The organism is Flavobacterium algicola (genome assembly GCF_022399565.1).
GTDB classification, from domain to species: Bacteria; Bacteroidota; Bacteroidia; order Flavobacteriales; family Flavobacteriaceae; genus Flavobacterium; species Flavobacterium algicola.
The window spans coordinates 1,230,182-1,248,965 of record NZ_JAJTUT010000001.1 but is presented as its reverse complement, the minus strand read 5'-3'; the positions used below and the strand labels follow the sequence as shown (position 1 = coordinate 1,248,965).

General features: G+C 33.0%; 17 protein-coding genes and 1 tRNA gene. 9 read left to right on the top strand and 9 right to left on the bottom strand.

From position 1 onward, the window contains the following. Positions 1 to 12 precede the first annotated feature (12 nt). Complete coding sequence (locus LXH21_RS05280) at positions 13 to 927, top strand: helix-turn-helix domain-containing protein (RefSeq protein WP_239863211.1); 915 nt, start codon at positions 13 to 15, stop codon at positions 925 to 927. A gap of 20 nt (positions 928 to 947) precedes the next feature. On the opposite strand, the gene LXH21_RS05275 is transcribed toward LXH21_RS05280, so the two are convergent. Continuing rightward, positions 948 to 1,457, bottom strand: coding sequence for a DUF2911 domain-containing protein (locus tag LXH21_RS05275; protein ID WP_239863210.1), 510 nt, complete (start codon positions 1,455 to 1,457; stop codon positions 948 to 950). 536 nt (positions 1,458 to 1,993) lie between these two features. Between LXH21_RS05275 and LXH21_RS05270 the strand changes: the two genes are divergently transcribed. Both LXH21_RS05270 and LXH21_RS05265 read left to right on the top strand, forming a co-directional pair. After that, positions 1,994 to 2,827, top strand: a complete 834-nt coding sequence (locus LXH21_RS05270) for an ankyrin repeat domain-containing protein (RefSeq protein WP_239863208.1) — start codon at positions 1,994 to 1,996, stop codon at positions 2,825 to 2,827. Between the two features lie 271 nt (positions 2,828 to 3,098). Further along, on the top strand, positions 3,099 to 3,842 hold the full coding sequence (locus LXH21_RS05265) for a hypothetical protein (RefSeq protein ID WP_239863207.1): 744 nt from the start codon (positions 3,099 to 3,101) through the stop codon (positions 3,840 to 3,842). 109 nt (positions 3,843 to 3,951) lie between these two features. On the opposite strand, the gene LXH21_RS05260 is transcribed toward LXH21_RS05265, so the two are convergent. From LXH21_RS05260 to metG, 3 genes are all read right to left on the bottom strand, one after another. Continuing rightward, entirely contained in the window at positions 3,952 to 5,019 is a 1,068-nt protein-coding gene (locus tag LXH21_RS05260; protein ID WP_239863206.1) for a DUF6688 domain-containing protein, read from the bottom strand. 459 nt (positions 5,020 to 5,478) lie between these two features. Beyond that, positions 5,479 to 6,225, bottom strand: coding sequence for a hypothetical protein (locus LXH21_RS05255; RefSeq protein WP_239863204.1), 747 nt, complete (start codon positions 6,223 to 6,225; stop codon positions 5,479 to 5,481). Between the two features lie 729 nt (positions 6,226 to 6,954). Then, on the bottom strand, positions 6,955 to 9,024 hold the full coding sequence (gene metG, locus LXH21_RS05250; RefSeq protein WP_239863202.1) for a methionine--tRNA ligase: 2,070 nt from the start codon (positions 9,022 to 9,024) through the stop codon (positions 6,955 to 6,957). Positions 9,025 to 9,305: 281 nt separating this feature from the next. On the opposite strand from metG, the gene LXH21_RS05245 reads away from it, so the two are divergent. Together LXH21_RS05245 and LXH21_RS05240 are read left to right on the top strand one after the other, a co-directional pair. After that, positions 9,306 to 10,235, top strand: coding sequence for a mechanosensitive ion channel family protein (locus LXH21_RS05245; RefSeq protein ID WP_262916174.1), 930 nt, complete (start codon positions 9,306 to 9,308; stop codon positions 10,233 to 10,235). Between the two features lie 124 nt (positions 10,236 to 10,359). Continuing rightward, positions 10,360 to 10,839 carry a hypothetical protein gene (locus LXH21_RS05240; RefSeq protein ID WP_239863201.1) on the top strand — a complete coding sequence of 160 codons (480 nt, stop codon included), beginning with the start codon at positions 10,360 to 10,362 and terminating at the stop codon, positions 10,837 to 10,839. A gap of 209 nt (positions 10,840 to 11,048) precedes the next feature. On the opposite strand, the gene LXH21_RS05235 is transcribed toward LXH21_RS05240, so the two are convergent. After that, positions 11,049 to 11,119, bottom strand: a tRNA-Trp gene (locus LXH21_RS05235). 531 nt (positions 11,120 to 11,650) lie between these two features. Between LXH21_RS05235 and LXH21_RS05230 the strand changes: the two genes are divergently transcribed. From LXH21_RS05230 to LXH21_RS05215, 4 genes are all read left to right on the top strand, one after another. Beyond that, positions 11,651 to 11,818 (top strand): hypothetical protein, encoded by a 168-nt coding sequence (locus LXH21_RS05230; protein ID WP_239863200.1) that lies wholly within the window; start codon positions 11,651 to 11,653, stop codon positions 11,816 to 11,818. A gap of 204 nt (positions 11,819 to 12,022) precedes the next feature. Next, positions 12,023 to 12,340: a protein kinase family protein gene (locus tag LXH21_RS05225; protein WP_239863199.1), complete on the top strand. Its 318-nt coding sequence runs from the start codon at positions 12,023 to 12,025 to the stop codon at positions 12,338 to 12,340. Positions 12,341 to 12,841: 501 nt separating this feature from the next. After that, positions 12,842 to 13,381, top strand: coding sequence for a DMP19 family protein (locus tag LXH21_RS05220; RefSeq protein ID WP_239863198.1), 540 nt, complete (start codon positions 12,842 to 12,844; stop codon positions 13,379 to 13,381). A 310-nt stretch (positions 13,382 to 13,691) separates the two neighbouring features. Continuing rightward, the gene (locus LXH21_RS05215; protein ID WP_239863197.1) at positions 13,692 to 14,237 is read left to right on the top strand and encodes a CvpA family protein; all 546 of its coding nucleotides are present in this window, start codon (positions 13,692 to 13,694) and stop codon (positions 14,235 to 14,237) included. Positions 14,238 to 14,243: 6 nt separating this feature from the next. Here the strand turns inward: LXH21_RS05215 and LXH21_RS05210 are convergent, their stop codons facing one another. The 4 genes from LXH21_RS05210 to LXH21_RS05195 form a co-directional block, all read right to left on the bottom strand. Then, a complete protein-coding gene (locus LXH21_RS05210; RefSeq protein ID WP_239863196.1) occupies positions 14,244 to 14,990 on the bottom strand; it encodes a tetratricopeptide repeat protein in 747 nt (248 codons plus the stop codon). Positions 14,991 to 15,049: 59 nt separating this feature from the next. Next, on the bottom strand, positions 15,050 to 16,816 hold the full coding sequence (locus LXH21_RS05205) for a BatD family protein (RefSeq protein ID WP_239863195.1): 1,767 nt from the start codon (positions 16,814 to 16,816) through the stop codon (positions 15,050 to 15,052). Positions 16,817 to 16,879: 63 nt separating this feature from the next. Then, complete coding sequence (locus tag LXH21_RS05200; protein WP_239863703.1) at positions 16,880 to 17,638, bottom strand: tetratricopeptide repeat protein; 759 nt, start codon at positions 17,636 to 17,638, stop codon at positions 16,880 to 16,882. A gap of 37 nt (positions 17,639 to 17,675) precedes the next feature. Further along, positions 17,676 to 18,710, bottom strand: coding sequence for a VWA domain-containing protein (locus LXH21_RS05195; protein WP_239863194.1), 1,035 nt, complete (start codon positions 18,708 to 18,710; stop codon positions 17,676 to 17,678). Positions 18,711 to 18,784 lie beyond the last annotated feature (74 nt).

The window sequence follows — 18,784 nt, the reverse complement described above, 5'->3', positions numbered from 1 at the left end:
AATTTGAATGCTATGAAGGAGATAATCACCATAAATACAGTTTCAGAATTACATGATTTTTTTAGAATTCCAAAGCCAAAACATCCGTTGGTTTCGGTAGTACGCTTGGCAAAAGAGTTGAAAGATTTAGAAATCGATAGATTTAAATATGCTGTAGGTTTGTACCATATTAGCCTAAAAGACACTTGCCCCTTTACCATAACCAATTATGGCCGTAACTCTTATGATTATCAAGAAGGTTCGATGGTTTTTATGGCGCCGAACCAAGTTATGGAATTCGAAAAACAGAATGTAAATCGCGATGATACGGGATGGAGCATCGTTTTTCATCCTGATTTAATTCGAAAATCAGAATTAGGAAAGAAGATTGAGCAGTATTCCTTTTTTGGATATGCGTCCAATGAAGCCCTACACCTTTCGGACGAAGAACGAAAAACAGTAACCGAAATCGCTGAAAAAATCGAACGCGAATACAATGGCAATATCGATGCTCACAGCCAAACGTTAATCATTTCGAACCTAGAATTGTTACTCAATTATTGCGTCCGGTTTTATGACCGCCAATTTTTTACCCGAACCAATTTGAATCAGGATTTTGTCACACAATTTGAGCAAGTCTTAAAAACGTATTATCAGTCGAATAAACAAACTGAGTTAGGGATTCCTTCCGTGCACTATTGCGGAGAAGCGATGAATATGTCGCCCAAATATTTGAGTGATCTGTTACGTAAAGAAACGGGACAGAGTACTCAAGATCATATTCATCAATTTATAATCGAAAAGGCCAAAAATCAATTGCTAAATTCGAGTGAGAGTGCCAGCGAAATCGCTTATGCTTTGGGTTTTGAGTATCCACAGTACTTTAGTAAAATGTTCAAAAAGAAAACCGCGATGAGTCCAAACGAGTACAGGCAACGTTTGAATTAATAATCAATATATTGAAACAATTATTTCACACTCAAAGGAATATCCCAATAGTCCCAACTTAACACAATTTTATTTGAGGAAATAGTATATGTCAAACGTTCTGCCTTTAATTTTCTTGCATTTGGTTTTACCGAAACCCTAAAAGCATCTTCAGCCTTATCGTATTTTGAAGCACCCCATTGTTTGGCGACTTTATTAAATATTACAGTTGCTTCATGTAATTGAGGAATTACAAAGACGGAATAAGTTCCTGCGGTAAGCTTATTACCTTCAACTATCAGATCTTTATCAGTTTTGATAGTTGTTGCTTCGTTTGCACCGGCACGCCATACTTTTCCAAAAGGAACTAACTCACCCCAAATTGCTCTTTCATTAACCGCTGGACTAGAATAATTTATAGTTACAATTGCTCCATTGATTTTTCCTTGAGCCACTTCTGCAGGGCTCGCTTTCTTTTCTTGTGCTGTTGCAGAAAATACAGTTGCCATACATAAGAAGGCAACACACAATGAGTTTTTAATTTTTTTCATAAAAAAGTTTTAAAGTTGAACGTAAAGTTAATTACTTAAATGTATTGACAGATTTTTTTAATTTTTATTTAGGATTTGAAATGTGAAACCAACTAGTTTAAAAAGAAATTTTTAACTTCGAAAACCATTTAGGACAATTATATTTCAGTATTTTTAAATTTTCTGTGATTCATGAATAATAGTTTAGCTTCACACATCGCAAATTTTTTAAGTAACAACTTTTTTTTAAACTAACTACAATAGATTCAAATAGTATCACTCTGTATTTAAGTGCTTTAGAATACAGGAAATGGTTTTTTTTTAATTGGAGAGGAACTACAGTATAAATATTCCCGGTCCGAAAAGTATAATTCCACATTCAATTTATAAACTTCGACTTACATCGTAATGATGTGTAAATTTTTTTGGGGTGATATAAATGAAACTTATAAAATTTACTTTTTAAGAAAATTATAAAGACCGAGGAACAAAAACAGACCGATTTTTGAGAACTTAATTAAACTTGTTTTCAGAAAGATACAATTGATAAAATAAATATGAAAAAACTGTACATAACTACCTTATTCACGCTAATAATAATCGGATTTGTTTCCTGCGTTGAAAAGGTCAAAGAAAATCAAAAGCTTGAACAGGTTTTAATGGATGATGCGCCGTTCACTGGCAACCAAACAAGTGAAGTAGAGAATTCTGAACCAACGTGGCAAGTTGTCGATGAATTTTACGATGCCATTTTTGAAAATGATTCAGACAAGGTTAAGATGATGGTGAAAACTAAATTCCCACCAAATTTTCAACCCAAAAATAAAATATCGCCTTTAGAAGCAATCATTTGGGCAGCAGATAATATTGATTTATTTAAATTTATGGTTGATCAAGGTACAACTATGAATAAAAAAGAAGAAAATTTTGTTTTGATCGCGGCCGAATATAAAAGATTGAAGATTATGAAGTTTCTAGTCGAAAATGGAATCGATTATAAAGATAATGGTTCCTTTAATAAAGCAGGTTTTTATCAGTTTTATGAAGGTGCAAAATATTTATTACTAAATGGAGCAAGGCAGGATTCCGGCGATGTGAGAGGTAAATTATGGGTCTTTTATGAAGCTGTGCGAAAGTCAGATTATGAGGTGCTCGATGCCTTAAAGTTGACAAAAGATGAAATATCATCTAACGAATGCGATGGAGAATCGGCATTAATAATTGCCATAAAAGAAAACAATTTGAATATGGTTAAGTATTTAGTTAAGAAAGGTGCTGACAAAGATAAACCGGAAACTTTTGATTGTGGTGATGATATTGCTTATGGAAAATTGCCTGTTGAAATTGCAAAAGCTAATAAATTTTACGATATAGTTGCATTCCTACAGTAGTTATGGAGGTATTAGAAAACATTTTCTTTGTGTTATTTGATTTTGCGTTAGGAATAAGCGCGATATCCTTTATTATTTTTTATAAAAAAGATTTAGCGGATAGCCCGGACTTTTTGGGAACGCAAAAATTAGATTCAAAATCAAATAATTATCTATGACTTAAGACGCTAATTTCATTGAGTCATACATATATATAAGAATTGATATATTTTGTAATATATTCAGCTTAAAAATCCCATATATTGACATAGAATTTAAAAAATAATATTCCATGAAAGAAGATTCGCTTTATGTAAAATTTCAAAATAACTACGGTTTTATAAATCTTCAATTTGCTAAAATGAAGGTGATGGGTTTAATTCTTATTATAATTTTATATTCTTGTAAAGACAGTTCGAAAAAAGTTGAAGCTTTTGAGGATAAAGCAAATGTTCCAGTAGAGATTGAACATCAACCCGCAAAGAGGCCACAACTTATTAACTATTCTGAATTTAGACTAGAGAACATAAGTAATTTTAAATTGCAGGGATTTGATATTTCAGAAGCCTTTCAATTAGGTTCGAATAAAATTGTGGTAGGATATGATCAAACAGTCAATCCAGATTACGATAAAGACTGGGGTGATAAATTACTTCTACTTAATGCAAAAGATGAAATTTTATTTAAGTCAAAAGGGGTGGGTGACGTATTCCTATTTAGTCCTCATTTTTATAAGAATACAAAGAATGACAAAATTATTATTGTATGTCAATTGGGATATGAATATTATTTTGGCGGTGAAGTGTTCCTTTACGAAAACGGGAAAATCGAATATGCGGGAAATATTGATATTGATGGTAATGATCAAGAAACAAGCTTGGTAAATATTTTAAAAGTTAATGAAAAAGAAAACCGACTTATTTTTACTTTTGATTCAGATTCGATTACATACAAGCCTGGTAATGAAGCTATTTTATTAAAAAATAACAATATAAGATACGAATACAAAGACAAAAAGCTAAAACTCATTCAATAGTAAATGGAGGTCTGTCTTAGATTTACGTTTTGCAGATCTTCGTTACGGTTTATGTAGTGATGAAAAATCAGTCATTTTGCCCAAATGATTTTACGCCCCAAACAGACTCCTAAATTGCATACTGTTTGTTGATTTTTTCTTCTGGTTTACTGCAGCATAAATATAATATAGTTAAAAATAAATATTCCAAAGGCTTCATTAATCGGTAAACTAAATTAGAGTGATCTGCGGTTTTGATTTTTTTTGAGAGTGGATAACCGTAAGTGTCGTAGGCATTTCGAATTAATTTGTGCAGTCTTGGAGTGCTTTCTTGAATCAATTCCTCAAAAGCATTAGCAATTAATAATTGTCTATTTACCACAATTTCATGACCGTGTCTTTTACCAAAACGCAGCGGCTTTACCACCTTGGCATCACCGCAAATAGCCACCGTACACAAGTAATGACCTCTGTGATCTAAAAACGGTGGATGTGATTGTTGCGAAAAAGTCCAAGTCGTTGTTTCAGTAAAAACTTTAGCGATTGAATTGTAATCTTGACCAAGTAACATTAAGATTGCCGTAACAATAATAAAAACCGGAAAGCAAAGTATCAAGATTAAGAAAGGTTTTTCTTTGCTACTTGCCATAAATAGATTTAACGTATTGAGGTATTTGTTGCTATAAATTTTATCAGAAGCCAACTTACATTCAGTTCTTACAATCTTAATTAATAAAGAAATAGATATTATGAGGTGGTAGATAGGTAGAAAGCAGAAAACAAAACCTACGTCAGAAGATTCATCATTGGTCGCCAATTGTAGTATGGTGGTAACACTAATTACAGAACCGATTAGAATGAAAATAATTGCTAAAACAAATAATAATGGCGGTAAGCTATTTCCCCGCAACCACAGTGCAAAAACACCCCACCATGATAGAGCAAAAAAAACAAATAATGTGAGAATATGGGCCGAAGCAAATGGCGTGTAACCTCCATCCACAATATCAATAGCTGTGTAATAGTCAGCCGAATTATACGTCCAAGAAAAAACAAATAAAATGAGAGATAATATGCCACATACAACAAGAACGGATTCATAAATTTTTACTGTTGTTGTGATGTTTTGACGTGATTTTTTGAAAATAAGATAACCAAAAAAGGAAATTGCTATTAAAAAAAATAAAATGATTGTCATAGATTTTGTATTTATTCTTAAATGCTTTGAAGTGCTTTTGGTGGAGCTGTAATTTTATCTTTTACATATTAAATTGTACGCTGTTAATCTTTTATAGATAACTAAAAGTGCCACCGTAGTAATTGAAATAATAGTATTTACAGTAATTTTTTTTTACAAAACTCTAATCTTATCCTATAGAAAACCACAAGCAGTGGAGTGGTAAATAGGCTGCTCATCGCAAAAACTCCCGCCAAGTATTTAAGTCGTTGGCGGATATATAATTTTGTCTATTTTTTTATTGAGTTTTTGCTTATTATTAAAATGGCCTAGAAAACTATTGTTTCAAAGTTGAACATTCAATTTTATAAAAAAAGCATTGTTTATTTTAATATCATCTAATTGATCAGCCTAATTTGTGCAATTGATGCGATAAATAAATAGTGTAAAAATTGTATTTATCTGTTTTTTACACACAACTTACTCCACGTATTCGTCTTCATTACTTTCTGCAAGTTCAAAATTTTCTTTCGACGCTCTTATTTCCGCTTCAGTATATTGGTAATATTTATCAAAAGTTTTGGCTTTTTGATTGTATACGTAGGCATATTTGGTGCCTTTATTATTTGCAATTAAACCATCTAATTTGGATGGTTTAAGGACCATTTCGTCGGTATATATTTTGGCACCTTGCTTAAAACTATTTATGGTGGGCAATTCAGAAGAAATCTCTTTCCAATAAAGTAAATCACCGTTAGATGCAATAATAAATAGTGAGCTGCTTTCAAAATCTTGCTTTTCTAATAAAAATGCCATCTCGATTTCATTGCCTCCTGTAAAATACCCGTAGGCAAAAACACCTTTTGCACGGTCTGGAATTTTTGTAAAAAAGTAGTTAGCTTGATCATCCCCATTATAATATCCATTGTCTATAAATATCTTAACAATACTTCGCTGGAAATTTTCAGGTATATCATCATATTCAGGAATCGTAAATGTTGCATTTCTCCAATGATTTAAGTCACTCATCGAGGCCATTCCATTAGTTGCGCTAGTATCTTCATTTGTTTGGTTGTAAGCAGAAAACTGTTCCGTTACATGTTGGTGATAAAAATAAAATGCAGTAGTCGTAAGAAGTAATAAAATGCTTAAAATCCAAATTGCAATTGACTGACCTCTACTTTTCTTTACTCTAAATGCTGGGGGAAATTCTCTATCTTGTGCCATATAATTTTTTTATAGTTATTTTTGCTTGTCAAAAGTAAATTTAAAGTAGCACATATTGTAATTAATCTGTAAATAAATTATTATGTTTTTCAATTTAGCACCAAATAGTATGGTGTGAATAAAAATTCTTTTTATTGCGTTCTTTTAAGTATTAAGAGGCAGATATTACCGACTCTTCTGTAATTTTTTTAAGAATACAATCGAAGTTGCAACTCAAATATTTTACTTGTTTATAGTAGATCTGGCGGTAGTCTAGAACTGCCATTTCAAACGTTCGGTAGCGCATTCCAAAATCTGCTGGATACCGTGGTATGTAAACTAAATCCGTTATTGAGTTACTGATTGCTGCAGTAACAATCGTTTCAAATTAGGATTTTAAAATATAATAAAAGATAACGCATTTATTGTAATCACGACGTTCCGACTAGTAAGTTTGATAATGGATGGCTAATTCTGCATGAGAGTGTAAGATTCTCTCAAGGTACTATCCTATTAATTCTTTCTAAGCAAAAAAGAGCAGTTATAAATTGACATTATCACCTCAATACTAGCTTAGTAGATTTAATAAAAGAGAGTGGTAAAACATTTTGACATTGGTAAATACGTCTATAATAGTATTCGAAAGACAAATTATTATAAACCTATTATATAAAATAGTGAATGGCATAAAAAGCAAAAACCTGTTTGAAATCAAATTTCAAACAGGCTTTTTTATATTTGTAGTTTTTTTTAACTAATCATGTCTCCATCGGGAACTCCCTCAGTATCAGGATTGATGAATACCAATTTTCCTTCTGCATTGGTAGCCATCAAAATCATTCCTTGACTATCTACTCCACGCAATGCTCTTGGTGCTAAATTTACCAAAACACTCACGCGTTTCCCAATAATATCTTCAGGCTTAAAGCTTTCTGCAATTCCAGAAACAATTGTACGAACGTCAATTCCAGTATCTACTTTTAAGACTAATAATTTATTTGCTTTTGGCATTTTCTCAGCCTCAAGAATTGTCCCTACGCGAATGTCCATTTTCGCAAAATCTTCAAATTGAATTGTTTCCTTTTGTGGTTCTGCTTTTTTATTCTCGGCGATGTTAGCGGTTTTTGTAGCTTCCAATTTGTCTATTTGTTTTTGAATTTCTTCGTCTTCTATTTTTGCAAAAAGCAATTCTGCTTGTCCTATTTGGTGTCCAGCGGGTAATAAATCAGATGAATCTGAAATGGTATCCCAAGTAATGGCAACATCTGTAGCTGTAATATTCAAAATGCGTTTCAATTTCTCAGAAGTAAATGGTAAGAACGGTTCACATAACGTACTCAAAGCCGCTGCAATTTGCAATGCTACATACATTTGAGTTTGTACACGACCAGCATCTGTTTTTATCATTTTCCAAGGCTCTTCATCTGCCAAGTACTTATTACCCAAACGAGCTACATTCATCAACTCGCCCAATGCTTCACGGAATCGGTAACGCTCTATCGAACTCGAAATCACAGCTGGATAGGCTTTCAATTCGGTTAAAGTTGCTTCGTCTACTTCTGATAAAGTGTTCGCGCTAGGAACAGCTCCTTCGTAATATTTATTAGTCAGCACTACAACGCGATTAATGAAGTTTCCAAAAATAGCAACCAATTCATTATTATTTCGAGCTTGAAAATCTTTCCAAGTAAAGTCATTGTCTTTTGTCTCTGGTGCATTTGATGTTAAGGCATAACGCAATACATCTTGCTGCCCCGGAAATTCTTCTAAATATTCGTGCAACCAAACCGCCCAATTTTTAGAAGTTGATAATTTATTTCCTTCCAAGTTCAAGAACTCATTTGCAGGAACATTGTCTGGCAAAATATAACTTCCTTCTGCTTTTAACATCGCAGGGAAAATGACACAGTGAAAAACGATATTATCTTTCCCAATAAAGTGAACTAGTTTCGTTTCTTTGTCTTTCCAGTATGGTTCCCAATCTTTTCCTTCGCGTAAAGCCCATTCTTTTGATGCAGAAATGTAGCCAATCGGTGCGTCAAACCAAACGTATAGTTTTTTTCCTTCGGCACCCGGAAGCGGAACATCAATTCCCCAATCCAAGTCACGTGTTACGGCGCGAGGCTCAAGACCACCGTCTATCCATGATTTTACTTGACCGTAAACGTTCGGTTTCCAATCACTTTTATGACCAATAAGGATCCATTCTTTCAAAAAATCTTCGTAACGATCCAAAGGTAAAAACCAGTGTTTCGTTGCTTTCATAACCGGCGTCTCTCCTGTAATAGTCGATTTTGGGTTGATTAAATCCGTAGCATTCAGTGTAGAACCACATTTTTCGCATTGATCTCCGTATGCTTCCTCATTACCACATTTTGGGCAAGTTCCGGTTACAAAACGGTCTGCCAAAAACTGATCGGCCTTTGCATCGTACAGTTGCTCTGTTACTTGCTCTATAAAATCACCATTCTCATATAATTTTTTAAAAAAATCTTGTGCCGTATCGTGGTGAATTTGAGCAGACGTACGAGAATAATTATCAAACGATACTCCAAAATCTAAGAATGATTTTCTGATAATTGCATCGTATTTGTCAATCACTTCTTGAGGCGTAATGCCTTCCTTCTTAGCTTTCATCGAGATTGCCACACCGTGCTCATCGCTTCCGCATACAAACAAAACATCTTTGTCATGCGCTCTTAAATAACGAGAATAAATATCAGCTGGTACGTATACACCTGCCAAATGCCCAATGTGTATGGGTCCGTTAGTATATGGCAAAGCAGCAGTAATGGTATATCTTTTCGGATTCTGTATCATAATTCAGTTTAATTGGGTGCAAAAATAATCAATTTTACCTTAGGGACAAGTCAGATCACAATAGTAGTTGAAATTGAGAATTTTTATAATGAGCAATAAGGTTTTAATAAAAAACAGTAAGGTCTTTTTAATAGAATAGTTTTACAAACAATGATTCGAAAATTGTTTGCGATTATACATAAAGGAATGAAACACTTTTAATTTCAAATGATTCATTTTTAGAGTTTAATTAGACCTGAGACAGGTTAAGATTTTTTACTATCTTTAAATAAAACATTTAGATGATAATTTTACAGATAGAGACCCCACAAGAAACGATAACTAATTCATTAAATACATATTACCAAAATTTTCTTATTATTTTGCCCCGCATAGCTTTGGCAATATTGGTAGTTATCGCTGGTGTATTACTGGCACAACTAATAACAAATATCTACAAAAGACGCATTCAAAAAGAAGCGGAGGACCCATTGATGGCTCGATTCTTGGCACAGGCAATAAAGATCATATTGATTATTATTGCCATTATGCTTGCCCTGCAAGTTGCTGGATTGAATGGAATAGCTACGGGATTATTAACAGCAGTAGGAGGTGGAGCCATAATTTTAGGTTTTGCTTTTCAAGATATAGGTAAAAATTTTTTGGCAGGAATAATATTGGCGTTCAACCGTCCTTTCAATATTAATGACACTATACAAATTGATGATATTTTTGGAAAAGTGAAAGCACTTAGCTTTCGCTATTCACATATAAAAACATTTGATGGTCGCGATATTTACATTCCAAACAGTGACGTACTTACAAAGCCAGTTGCCAATTATACCGCCGATGGGTTTTATCGTGTAGATTTTTTGGTAGGTATTGGATATGAAGATGACATTGAAGCCGCCAAAAATGTTATTCAAGAAATTTTGGATTCGAATAAAGATATTGTGCAAGATGTAGATCATGAAAATTTTGTAATCGAGGATGAGCTTGCTGCTAGTACCGTTAATTTGAAGGTTTTTTTCTGGGTCGATACCAAAGATTATAGGAGAGCATCCCTAGTATTAAGAGGTCTAATTATTCGAGAAGTAAAACAAGAACTAGCAAAGAGGAAATTCAACTTGCCCGCCGATATCATGGAGTTAAAAATTTACGGAACCGAAGATGCTATTCCTGTCAAAGTTCGTTTTGTTGACGATAAAAAATTTAAAGATGAAATTCTTTAACCTTTTTTTTTATTAACGAGAGGCCACTTACTACGAGTAGATTCTAGTCGGGAAACATTAAACTAGTTGCTGCCTTGAATAATGGAGAGAGTATTATCCTGATAAACTAGTAAACGACAAAAAAATGAAAAACCAATTCAAAGAAGAACAAAAATTCACCCAATGGTGGCTCTTATTAATGTTAATTGTAATTACTCTAATTCCGATTTACGGTTGCTATCAACAAATAGTTTTGGATAGGAAATTTGGCGATAAGCCAATTTCAGATAAAGGATTGGTAATCGCAGCTATAGTTTCATTTGGAATTTTACTTCTATTTTTATTTTCGAAATTGAAAACTTCAATCGATGGAAAAGAAATCCGGATAAATTTTTTTCCTTTCACAAATAAAGTAATCCAATGGAACGAAGTAAAATCAGCCAAACTAATTACTTATAATTTTGTTGGTTACGGTATTCGACTTTTTACGAAATACGGAACTGTTTATAACACAAAAGGAAATAAAGGACTTGCTATTGAATTTAAAAACGGCAAAAAAATTTTAGTAGGTACTCAGAAAACGGAGGAATTGAAGGAAGTGGTTCAGAATGTTTGTAAAATGTAGCAAACTTACTTTTAACCTTTGAAAATTTTGGAGACGAAAATGAACTGAAAGTTGAACGTTATGTAATTAAGTGTAGATCGATTTGAATTCATGACCATTTACTGATTCATTATTATGGTCTATATTGTCTTAAATAGAGAATTGGCTTCCAATTTAAACAACAAAGTCTAAGGTATTTCCCTTAGACTTTGTTGTTTAAAATTGACTTGCACGGGCGGAGGGATTCGAACCCCCATCAACGGTTTTGGAGACCGCTATTCTACCCTTGAACTACGCCCGTAGAATAAGCAGAATTGATCTGCTCTCGAATCACAAATATACTTTTATTTGGCATAAAAACTAACAACAGCAGCCGGTATGGCTAATAAATTTATAATAATTATGTAAGCGATTGAATGTCAGACTCTATATTTTCTGATTTCAATTAATGTTTTTCTTAACAATTAATAGGCCTACGTGATTTAATGTTGAAATTATTATTGGTACTATCCTTATCTTACTTTGAGCTTGTCGAAACGTATTTTAATCGTAGTCTTTGACAAGGTCAGACTAAAATTTTGGTTACAAATTGCTTTGGATTACTATCTTCAATTTTTAGTATATACAAATGATTCTATGCATAGTGTTCATTTTGATATTTTTTTAAGTACTAGAAATAGTTCCGAAATATCTTAAAAGTGCTTTTTTTGAATTTCATTTTAGTATTTGCTAAATTTTTCAGTTTAATAATCTAACAGCTTTACTAAATTATGTAATGTTAGACTTCAGTATTTTTTTATCTTTACGGTACTAACATCGTAAGACTATTACCATGGCAAAAGGACCCGAAAAAAATACGAAGAATAAGGCACTACATACAAAACTTCTAAATCGAAAGAAGGCCAAGCTACAGGCAGAAAAAAAAGAAAGTGCCTTGCGTTTAAAAGCTTTGGTGACGAAGATGAATGAGCAAAAGAAAAATAATGATTCGGTAGTATAACAAGAATTAATACGATTGTGATACATTTTGCGGTAATCTATTTTACATCTTCTGTAAAGCAAGCACATTTACTCTATATACTTATTGCAAAAGCAATAAAATGTTTCAATGTAGATTGCTGAAGCATTAATTAGACTGCATGTTATTTGTTACTCATATCTAATGATAAAAAACGTTAGAATAATTAATTGTAAAAAAAATTCAATGAATGATTCCTATATAACCTGTCCAGAGTGTGGTACAGTCAATTTGAATAATACATATTGCAGCAATTGTAACGCTTTATTAGATGTGGTAATGAAGCGGAATTTGGAGCGGGAAAAAAAAAATCAGGAAAAAATAAAACTGGAAGAAGCATCTGCTAAAGACCCTAGTAAAATCGAAATTTTTCTTAAAAAGGGTTCTGAACACAGAAATGTAATTATTCGAACATTCTTTCAAGCAAGTTATTATGTCTGGATGTTTCTTGCCTTTGCCGTTGGTGGACTTATTTCGATGATCATTGCAGCAGCAGCAGGTTAGTAATAGTAGTATGATGAAAAGAATAGGTTACATCGCTATGTTATGCGTAGCACTGTTTATTTACATACGGCAACGTTTAGATTTGCCGCTGCATATACATGTCAATAATTATGTGAACGATTTTCTTTGTCTTCCGCTAGTATTAGGAATGCTAAGCTTCTTCATTCGTTATTTTAAAAATGATAATAGATTTCAATTCTCTATAGTTTTCATTTTATCATTAGCTTCTTATTATTCTTTTTTTTTCGAATATTATCTGCCTCGAGTTAATTCAAGATATACCTCAGATTGGATTGATGTTTGTTTGTATTTTGCTAGCAGTCTCCTTTATTATCTTGTAGAATATCGTGCAAGCAAGAAGGTTTTAGTCTGATTAATTTCATTTTCAACTTGTAATTTTATAATTAATTTCATGAGTCGTCAAAATCTGCACTCAAAAATAGACCTTCCCTCGCTATTTTACCCGAAATTTGTTACTTCAACTTTTTAAAACAATATTCTATGGAATTTGGTAGTATCATCATTTCAGAAACAGCTGCTAGTAGCGGTAATCCACAAGACATCATCAATTCAAATATATCTGTTATTAACCTAATGCGTGAAGAAAAAATCGATGATGATTTAATTCATGAAGATGCCATTATGAGCTACTACATGGATTTTTACGTTTCCCAATGTACGCAAGGAAATTTTGCACAATTTGTCTACAATTCAAAATGGAATATGGAATTGAACGCTTTGATTGCCGAAGGCTTGGAATTGCTAGGTGCTCAAAAGCATTTGGAATTGTTTCAGGCACAATGTAAAAAAGTAAATTTGATGAGTAGCGTCAAAAGAGATAAATTTTTTAAAAGTAAATTAGAAGGTGTGAATCCGATTCGTGATTTGATCAATAATGATACTTTTTTCGAAATTGAAGAAAATCTTGTTGAGTTGAACGCAAGTTTTTTAAAAGACCATCCAGATACAAAAGTTTTGTCTGTAGATGACATGTTTGCACTTCTGGAAGAATTTGTAGGTCATGAAATAAAAAGAGAATAACTGTTTTGAATTATTAGTTCGAACATTGTGAACATGCATATCCTCAATTTATCCTAAGAGAAATTGAGGTTTTTTTTATTTTGAATACATAAGATGAGGTGGAGAAGCATTTAAAAGCTTTTACCGTAGTCTTTATAATTCGTTTAAAGGACATTTGATGTATTCTGACAATTAAGTACGTCAACAAAAATTAAGACGTAGTGGCTTAAATTACTATCTCACAAAAACAATATTATTGTGATCAAATTTTGCAAACTATTTGTAGTCATTGTATTTTGTTGAATTATCTTTGCACCTTATTTTTAATGATATGAGTGTCTTAGATTTTTTTGTGGCGGGATCGCTATTGTATAGTTTAATCGTAGGAATTAAGAACGGACTGTTCAGCGAATTGGCATCTCTATTGTCGTTAATTTTGGGTATCTACCTGGCAATTACATTTTCATCTGCAGTTAGCGATGTAGTTGGCAAAATGGTTTCATGGTCACCGCGCACTGTTACTATGACAGCGTTTGCGTTGACTTTTATCGCAGTGGTTTTGACTATAACACTCTTGGCCAAAGTATTTACTGGGATGATGAGTTTTGCTTATCTTGGTTGGGTAAACCGACTGGCGGGAGGGATATTTAGCGTTATAAAAATGATCCTAATTTTGAGTGTTCTTTTCAATCTCTTTCAAAAAGTAAATGTCAATAACTGGTTGGTAAAAGAAGAAACTTTTGATAACTCAATATTTTACAATCCTGTTCAAAAAGTGGCACAAGTTGTATTCCCAAAATTAGAGGAATGGTATGATGATTTTAAAGTAAAAACCATTAAACATCGCGAAGAGCGACTTGAAAACAAAAAACGATAGTTTCAATTATTTCACTTCTTTAATCATTTTGCTATCAATCCAACCTTCTGATCCATCAGTAAGCTGAATCTTTTTCCAATGCGATACGCTTTCTAGCACATATACTTTGGTACCTTCATGAAGATCAAGTATAGTTGTGCTTGACACTTTTGGCTCACCATAAACAGCTGCGATTTCGGCAAAAACAATGGCCGGTTTCTCATTTTCATAATAACTTTTTTCGAACATTGCCGAAGCTACACTTGCAAATACAAACACTAGAAAAATAAACATTCCAAAGAAAAAGGCTCTTTTAACAAGCGTTAAATTCGAGAAATAATAGCCTAAAAAACAAATCAAAAATGCAAAAGCAAAGCCTATTGCTATCCATCCCCAAGTGTTGAAGTGATATATTCCGGTAAAGTCACGTAATAGCTTTGCAAAGCCAACTTTAGATACCACTTTTATTTCGTCTACCGTTCTCTTCTGTGCAAATTTCAAGTTGTTTGCAATATCTATATCGTCAGGATTTAGAATCAATGCTTTTTCATAATTATAAATAGCAGGTGCTACTTGGTTCAATTTATAATAAGAGTTTGCCAAGTTATAATAAAGGTCTGCAGATTGTTTACCAGATTTTAAGATATTCTCATAAGCAACAGCAGCCTCTTTGTACTGTCCTTTTTGATACAAATCATTCCCTTTGTCAAAGTTTGCTTGCCCAAAGAAACTTTGAGAAACGAAGAATAGAAGTAGGTATAAATAATTTTTCATAGGTTATAATTTCAAAACAAAAGACACTAATAAAGGATGTTCTAGTAGGTTTAGAATTGTTATTGTTTAAGCATTTGTTTTTCTAGTATAGAGATAATCATCACTGCTTTGTCAAAGTCCTCTTTAATACTCGCACTAGATGCAGGAGCATAGCGAGCGTATTCGCAATTCTCGGTCAAATGGATAAAGTCATTTACAACTTCAACTTCAGCACCTTTTATCAATAGCAATTCTTGAATATTTTCTTTACTCATCTCTGAAGTTTCGATATGCAATTTTCCTTTCAAGAAATTATGCATGGCTTTTTCCAAAGCAATATAAAACAACTCTTTGTTTGCTAATTGTCTTTTGGCTTCTGATAAATATTTTTTTGCCAATTTATTATTTGCTTTAATTCTGTTTCCAAATACATCACCGTCAATTGCTTCTTTTTTCTTTTTAGCCAAAATGATTATTGGTACTAAGAGGAATGGTAGGAATAGTAAGCCATAGAATAAATTAGAATCTAAGAAATTGTCTTCTTTAATCGAAACCAAATTTGTTTTGGTTTTAATATATTTGAATTGTTCTTGAGCTACAGCCTTCTGTTTAGTACTATCATTAGTCGCATTTCGGGTATCAGTTGGTCCTTCTAATACATCAATCATAATCTCTGGAGAACTAATTGTTTTATATGATTTAGTTCCCAAGTCAAAATAACTAAATTGGATTGGTTTAATCGGATAATTTCCTTTGTATTGAGGAACAATTGTATAACTGTCAGAGATCGATCCTGTCATGCCAGATAAGGGCGTGTTCACATTCTCTGTGTGAATCGCATCATACATCTCGAGTGCATTAGGAACTACCGGTTTTGGTAAACTAAACAATTTCATATTTCCTTTACCAGTAACACTTACAACTAAATCTAAGCTTTCGCCATTTTTTAGACTTGTTTTTGATGGGGTTACTTTGAAGTCATATTTTCCGACCGCACCTGTAAAGTCAGCTGGTTTTCCTGCTTCTGGCAGTGCTTTTACATTGATTGTTTTGTTTCCTGCAGATACTCGTTTGTTTCCATTTGTAATCTGCATACGGCCAAACACATCACGACGATTAGATGGCAATTGTACATCAATATCTAGTGATAAAGGTTCAATGTCTAATTTTCCCGATTTTTGCGGATACAGCACCGTTTTACGTAATACAACATAGCGGTATTTTTCGCCTTTAAATTGACCTTCTTCTGCAACTAATTGTTTGATGTCAATATTTTGACTCCAGAAATTGTTATACTTTGGAGTATTAAGTTCTCTCCAGTTGGTGATTCCGATGTTATAACTGAAATACAATTTATAGACTACAGTAATAGGTTCATTTATGTAAGGATTACTATTCGAAATATCCGCCACTAAATAAATGTTACTATCTGCAGATATAGCTGGATCATTAGGGTCTCCACTTTGTTGCTGTTGCTGCTGCTGAACGGCATCGGTAACATTGATTTTTACAGGTGCTGTTTTATACTGCTTACCTTCATACTCAATCGTAGCCGATTTGATTACCAAATTACCTTTATGATTAGGAACTAAATAGTAAGAATACATTTTTTCGAATGAACTTCTTCCGTTTACCCAAGATTGACTCACTTGTTGACTAGGTCCTGCAATAACTCTAAAGCCATCAAAAGTGGGTTCGTTGAAGTTATCTCCATCGAAATTCATATAAAAGTCTATACGCAGTCTCTCGTTTAACCCAAGCGTGTTTTTACTCACTCTAGCTTCAAACTGTACTTGCGCTATAAGTGCTTGCGAAATTAAAAATACTACTAATACTATTCGTTTCATTATTCTATTTAATCGTTTTGCTTTAAATAATCTGCATCAATGGCCTAAATGATATAGTTAAGGTTACCAGTCTTTGTCTGTATCTACTGGTTTGCCTTTTACCTTATTTGCATTTACTTTACCTTGAATTTTCTTTTCTTCATTATTAACAGCATCCAGCATGTTTTCTAGACGTTGTTTCGATATACCACTAGGATTCGGTTTGGGTTGACCTTCATCCTTAGGTTTGTCACCTTTGTTAGGGTCTTTTTTATCTTTATCGCCGTCTTTTTTATCCTTATCTTTATCTCCTTTGTCGTCCTTTTTATCTTTGTCTTTGTTGTCCTTATCTTTATCCTTGTCTTTATCCTTGTCTTTATTTTTATCTTTATTGTCGTTCTTAGGAGGATTTTCTTTTAGCATTTTTTTTGCCAAGGCAAAATTGTATCTCGTTTCCTCATCAGTTGGATTATTACGTAAAGCATTTTTATAGGCTTCTACAGCTTGCGTATAATCTTTCTCCTTCATAAAGACATTTCCTAGATTGTGAAATGCTTTGTGTTTTTGACTTCTTGTCTTGGCCTTTTCTATTGCTGTCCCAAAAGCATATTTTGCCTCAGAAGCTTGGTTTTGTTTGTAAATGGCATTCCCTAAATTGTAATTTGCAGCTGCTTTGTTATTGAATTTAGCACTTGAAATTCTATAGTTTGCTTCGGCATCTACAAATTTACTAGCAGTATATTCTTCATTTGCTTTGGGTAATGCATCATCTTTTTGTTGTGCATAACCTCCTAAGCCCAAAAGAGGGAATAGTGCTAAGCTTATTTTATATAGTGTTTTCATTTTTCTTGGATACATTTTGCAATCTCTCTGAGTTGCATTATTCTTTTTCATTAAATAAATTCAGCTTTTTGACCCAACTTGTTTTTCTTTCTAACAAGAATAAATCTGCAAAAAGCAATACAAAAGCAAATCCTAAAAACCACTGAAATTGTGATTGAAAATCTGCCATTTGAGTTGCTTCAAATTCGGTTTTCTGGATGTTGTTTAGACTATTTTTAATATATTCTAGCACTTCTTTGGTATTGTTTCCGTTGACATAACCACCTTTTGTTGCTTTAGCAATTGTTTCAAGACTAACTTTGTTTAATTTGGTCACAACTACTTCACCGCTTTTATCTCTCTGATAACTTTCGACTACACCATTTCTTTTTAGCGGTATGGTAGCTCCTTTTTCAGTTCCTACACCCACAGTAATAATACGCATCCCTTGCTTCGTCGCCTCTTCTGCAGCAGCCAAAGCTCCATCAGAATGATCTTCACCATCTGATATCAAAATTAATAATTTGCTAGTTTTACTTTTATCATCAAAGTAAGTAGCGGATAATTTTATGGCATCGTCTAGAGATGTTCCTTTTGATGAAACCATATCAGGACTCATACTTTGCAAGAACATTTTGGCTACGCTGTAATCTGTTGTAATTGGAAGAACAGGAAATGCGCTACCTGCATAGGCTACTATTCCGATACGGTCATTACCTAATTGACTAATTATTTGAGAAACTAATTGTTTGCTCTTTTCTAGTCGGCTAGGAGCGATATCTTCGGCCAACATACTTTTGGAAACGTCCATAGCAAAAACGATATCTATTCCTTCTCGCTTTACAGTTTCCATTTTAGTTCCAATCTTTGGGTTTGCTAATCCTAAGATTAATCCCAGAAATGCTAACGCCATTACAACCAATTTTAAAACTGGTTTAAAAACCGAACGTTCAGGACTCAGCTGATTAATTGCATCAAGAGATCCAAATTCTTTTTGTTTTTTTCTTTTCCAATACATGTTAAACATGAAAACTGCTACCAGTAATGGTAATAGGAAAAGTAAGTATAAGTAGTTGCGTTCGTCTAATTCCATTTTAATTTTCAATTTTCAGTCTAAGGTGTACTTCATATTCAGTCGCTTTATATTTCAATAGAAACGTAAGGCTA

Bases quoted from the DNA above. Each gene is read 5' to 3' on its own strand.
- LXH21_RS05280 (WP_239863211.1), top strand. From the start codon at position 13: ATGAAGGAGATAATCACCATAAATACAGTTTCAGAATTACATGATTTT.
- LXH21_RS05275 (WP_239863210.1), bottom strand. From the start codon at position 1,457: ATGAAAAAAATTAAAAACTCATTGTGTGTTGCCTTCTTATGTATGGCA.
- LXH21_RS05270 (WP_239863208.1), top strand. From the start codon at position 1,994: ATGAAAAAACTGTACATAACTACCTTATTCACGCTAATAATAATCGGA.
- LXH21_RS05265 (WP_239863207.1), top strand. From the start codon at position 3,099: ATGAAAGAAGATTCGCTTTATGTAAAATTTCAAAATAACTACGGTTTT.
- LXH21_RS05260 (WP_239863206.1), bottom strand. From the start codon at position 5,019: ATGACAATCATTTTATTTTTTTTAATAGCAATTTCCTTTTTTGGTTAT.
- LXH21_RS05255 (WP_239863204.1), bottom strand. From the start codon at position 6,225: ATGGCACAAGATAGAGAATTTCCCCCAGCATTTAGAGTAAAGAAAAGT.
- metG (WP_239863202.1), bottom strand. From the start codon at position 9,024: ATGATACAGAATCCGAAAAGATATACCATTACTGCTGCTTTGCCATAT.
- LXH21_RS05245 (WP_262916174.1), top strand. From the start codon at position 9,306: ATGATAATTTTACAGATAGAGACCCCACAAGAAACGATAACTAATTCA.
- LXH21_RS05240 (WP_239863201.1), top strand. From the start codon at position 10,360: ATGAAAAACCAATTCAAAGAAGAACAAAAATTCACCCAATGGTGGCTC.
- LXH21_RS05230 (WP_239863200.1), top strand. From the start codon at position 11,651: ATGGCAAAAGGACCCGAAAAAAATACGAAGAATAAGGCACTACATACA.
- LXH21_RS05225 (WP_239863199.1), top strand. From the start codon at position 12,023: ATGAATGATTCCTATATAACCTGTCCAGAGTGTGGTACAGTCAATTTG.
- LXH21_RS05220 (WP_239863198.1), top strand. From the start codon at position 12,842: ATGGAATTTGGTAGTATCATCATTTCAGAAACAGCTGCTAGTAGCGGT.
- LXH21_RS05215 (WP_239863197.1), top strand. From the start codon at position 13,692: ATGAGTGTCTTAGATTTTTTTGTGGCGGGATCGCTATTGTATAGTTTA.
- LXH21_RS05210 (WP_239863196.1), bottom strand. From the start codon at position 14,990: ATGAAAAATTATTTATACCTACTTCTATTCTTCGTTTCTCAAAGTTTC.
- LXH21_RS05205 (WP_239863195.1), bottom strand. From the start codon at position 16,816: ATGAAACGAATAGTATTAGTAGTATTTTTAATTTCGCAAGCACTTATA.
- LXH21_RS05200 (WP_239863703.1), bottom strand. From the start codon at position 17,638: ATGAAAACACTATATAAAATAAGCTTAGCACTATTCCCTCTTTTGGGC.
- LXH21_RS05195 (WP_239863194.1), bottom strand. From the start codon at position 18,710: ATGGAATTAGACGAACGCAACTACTTATACTTACTTTTCCTATTACCA.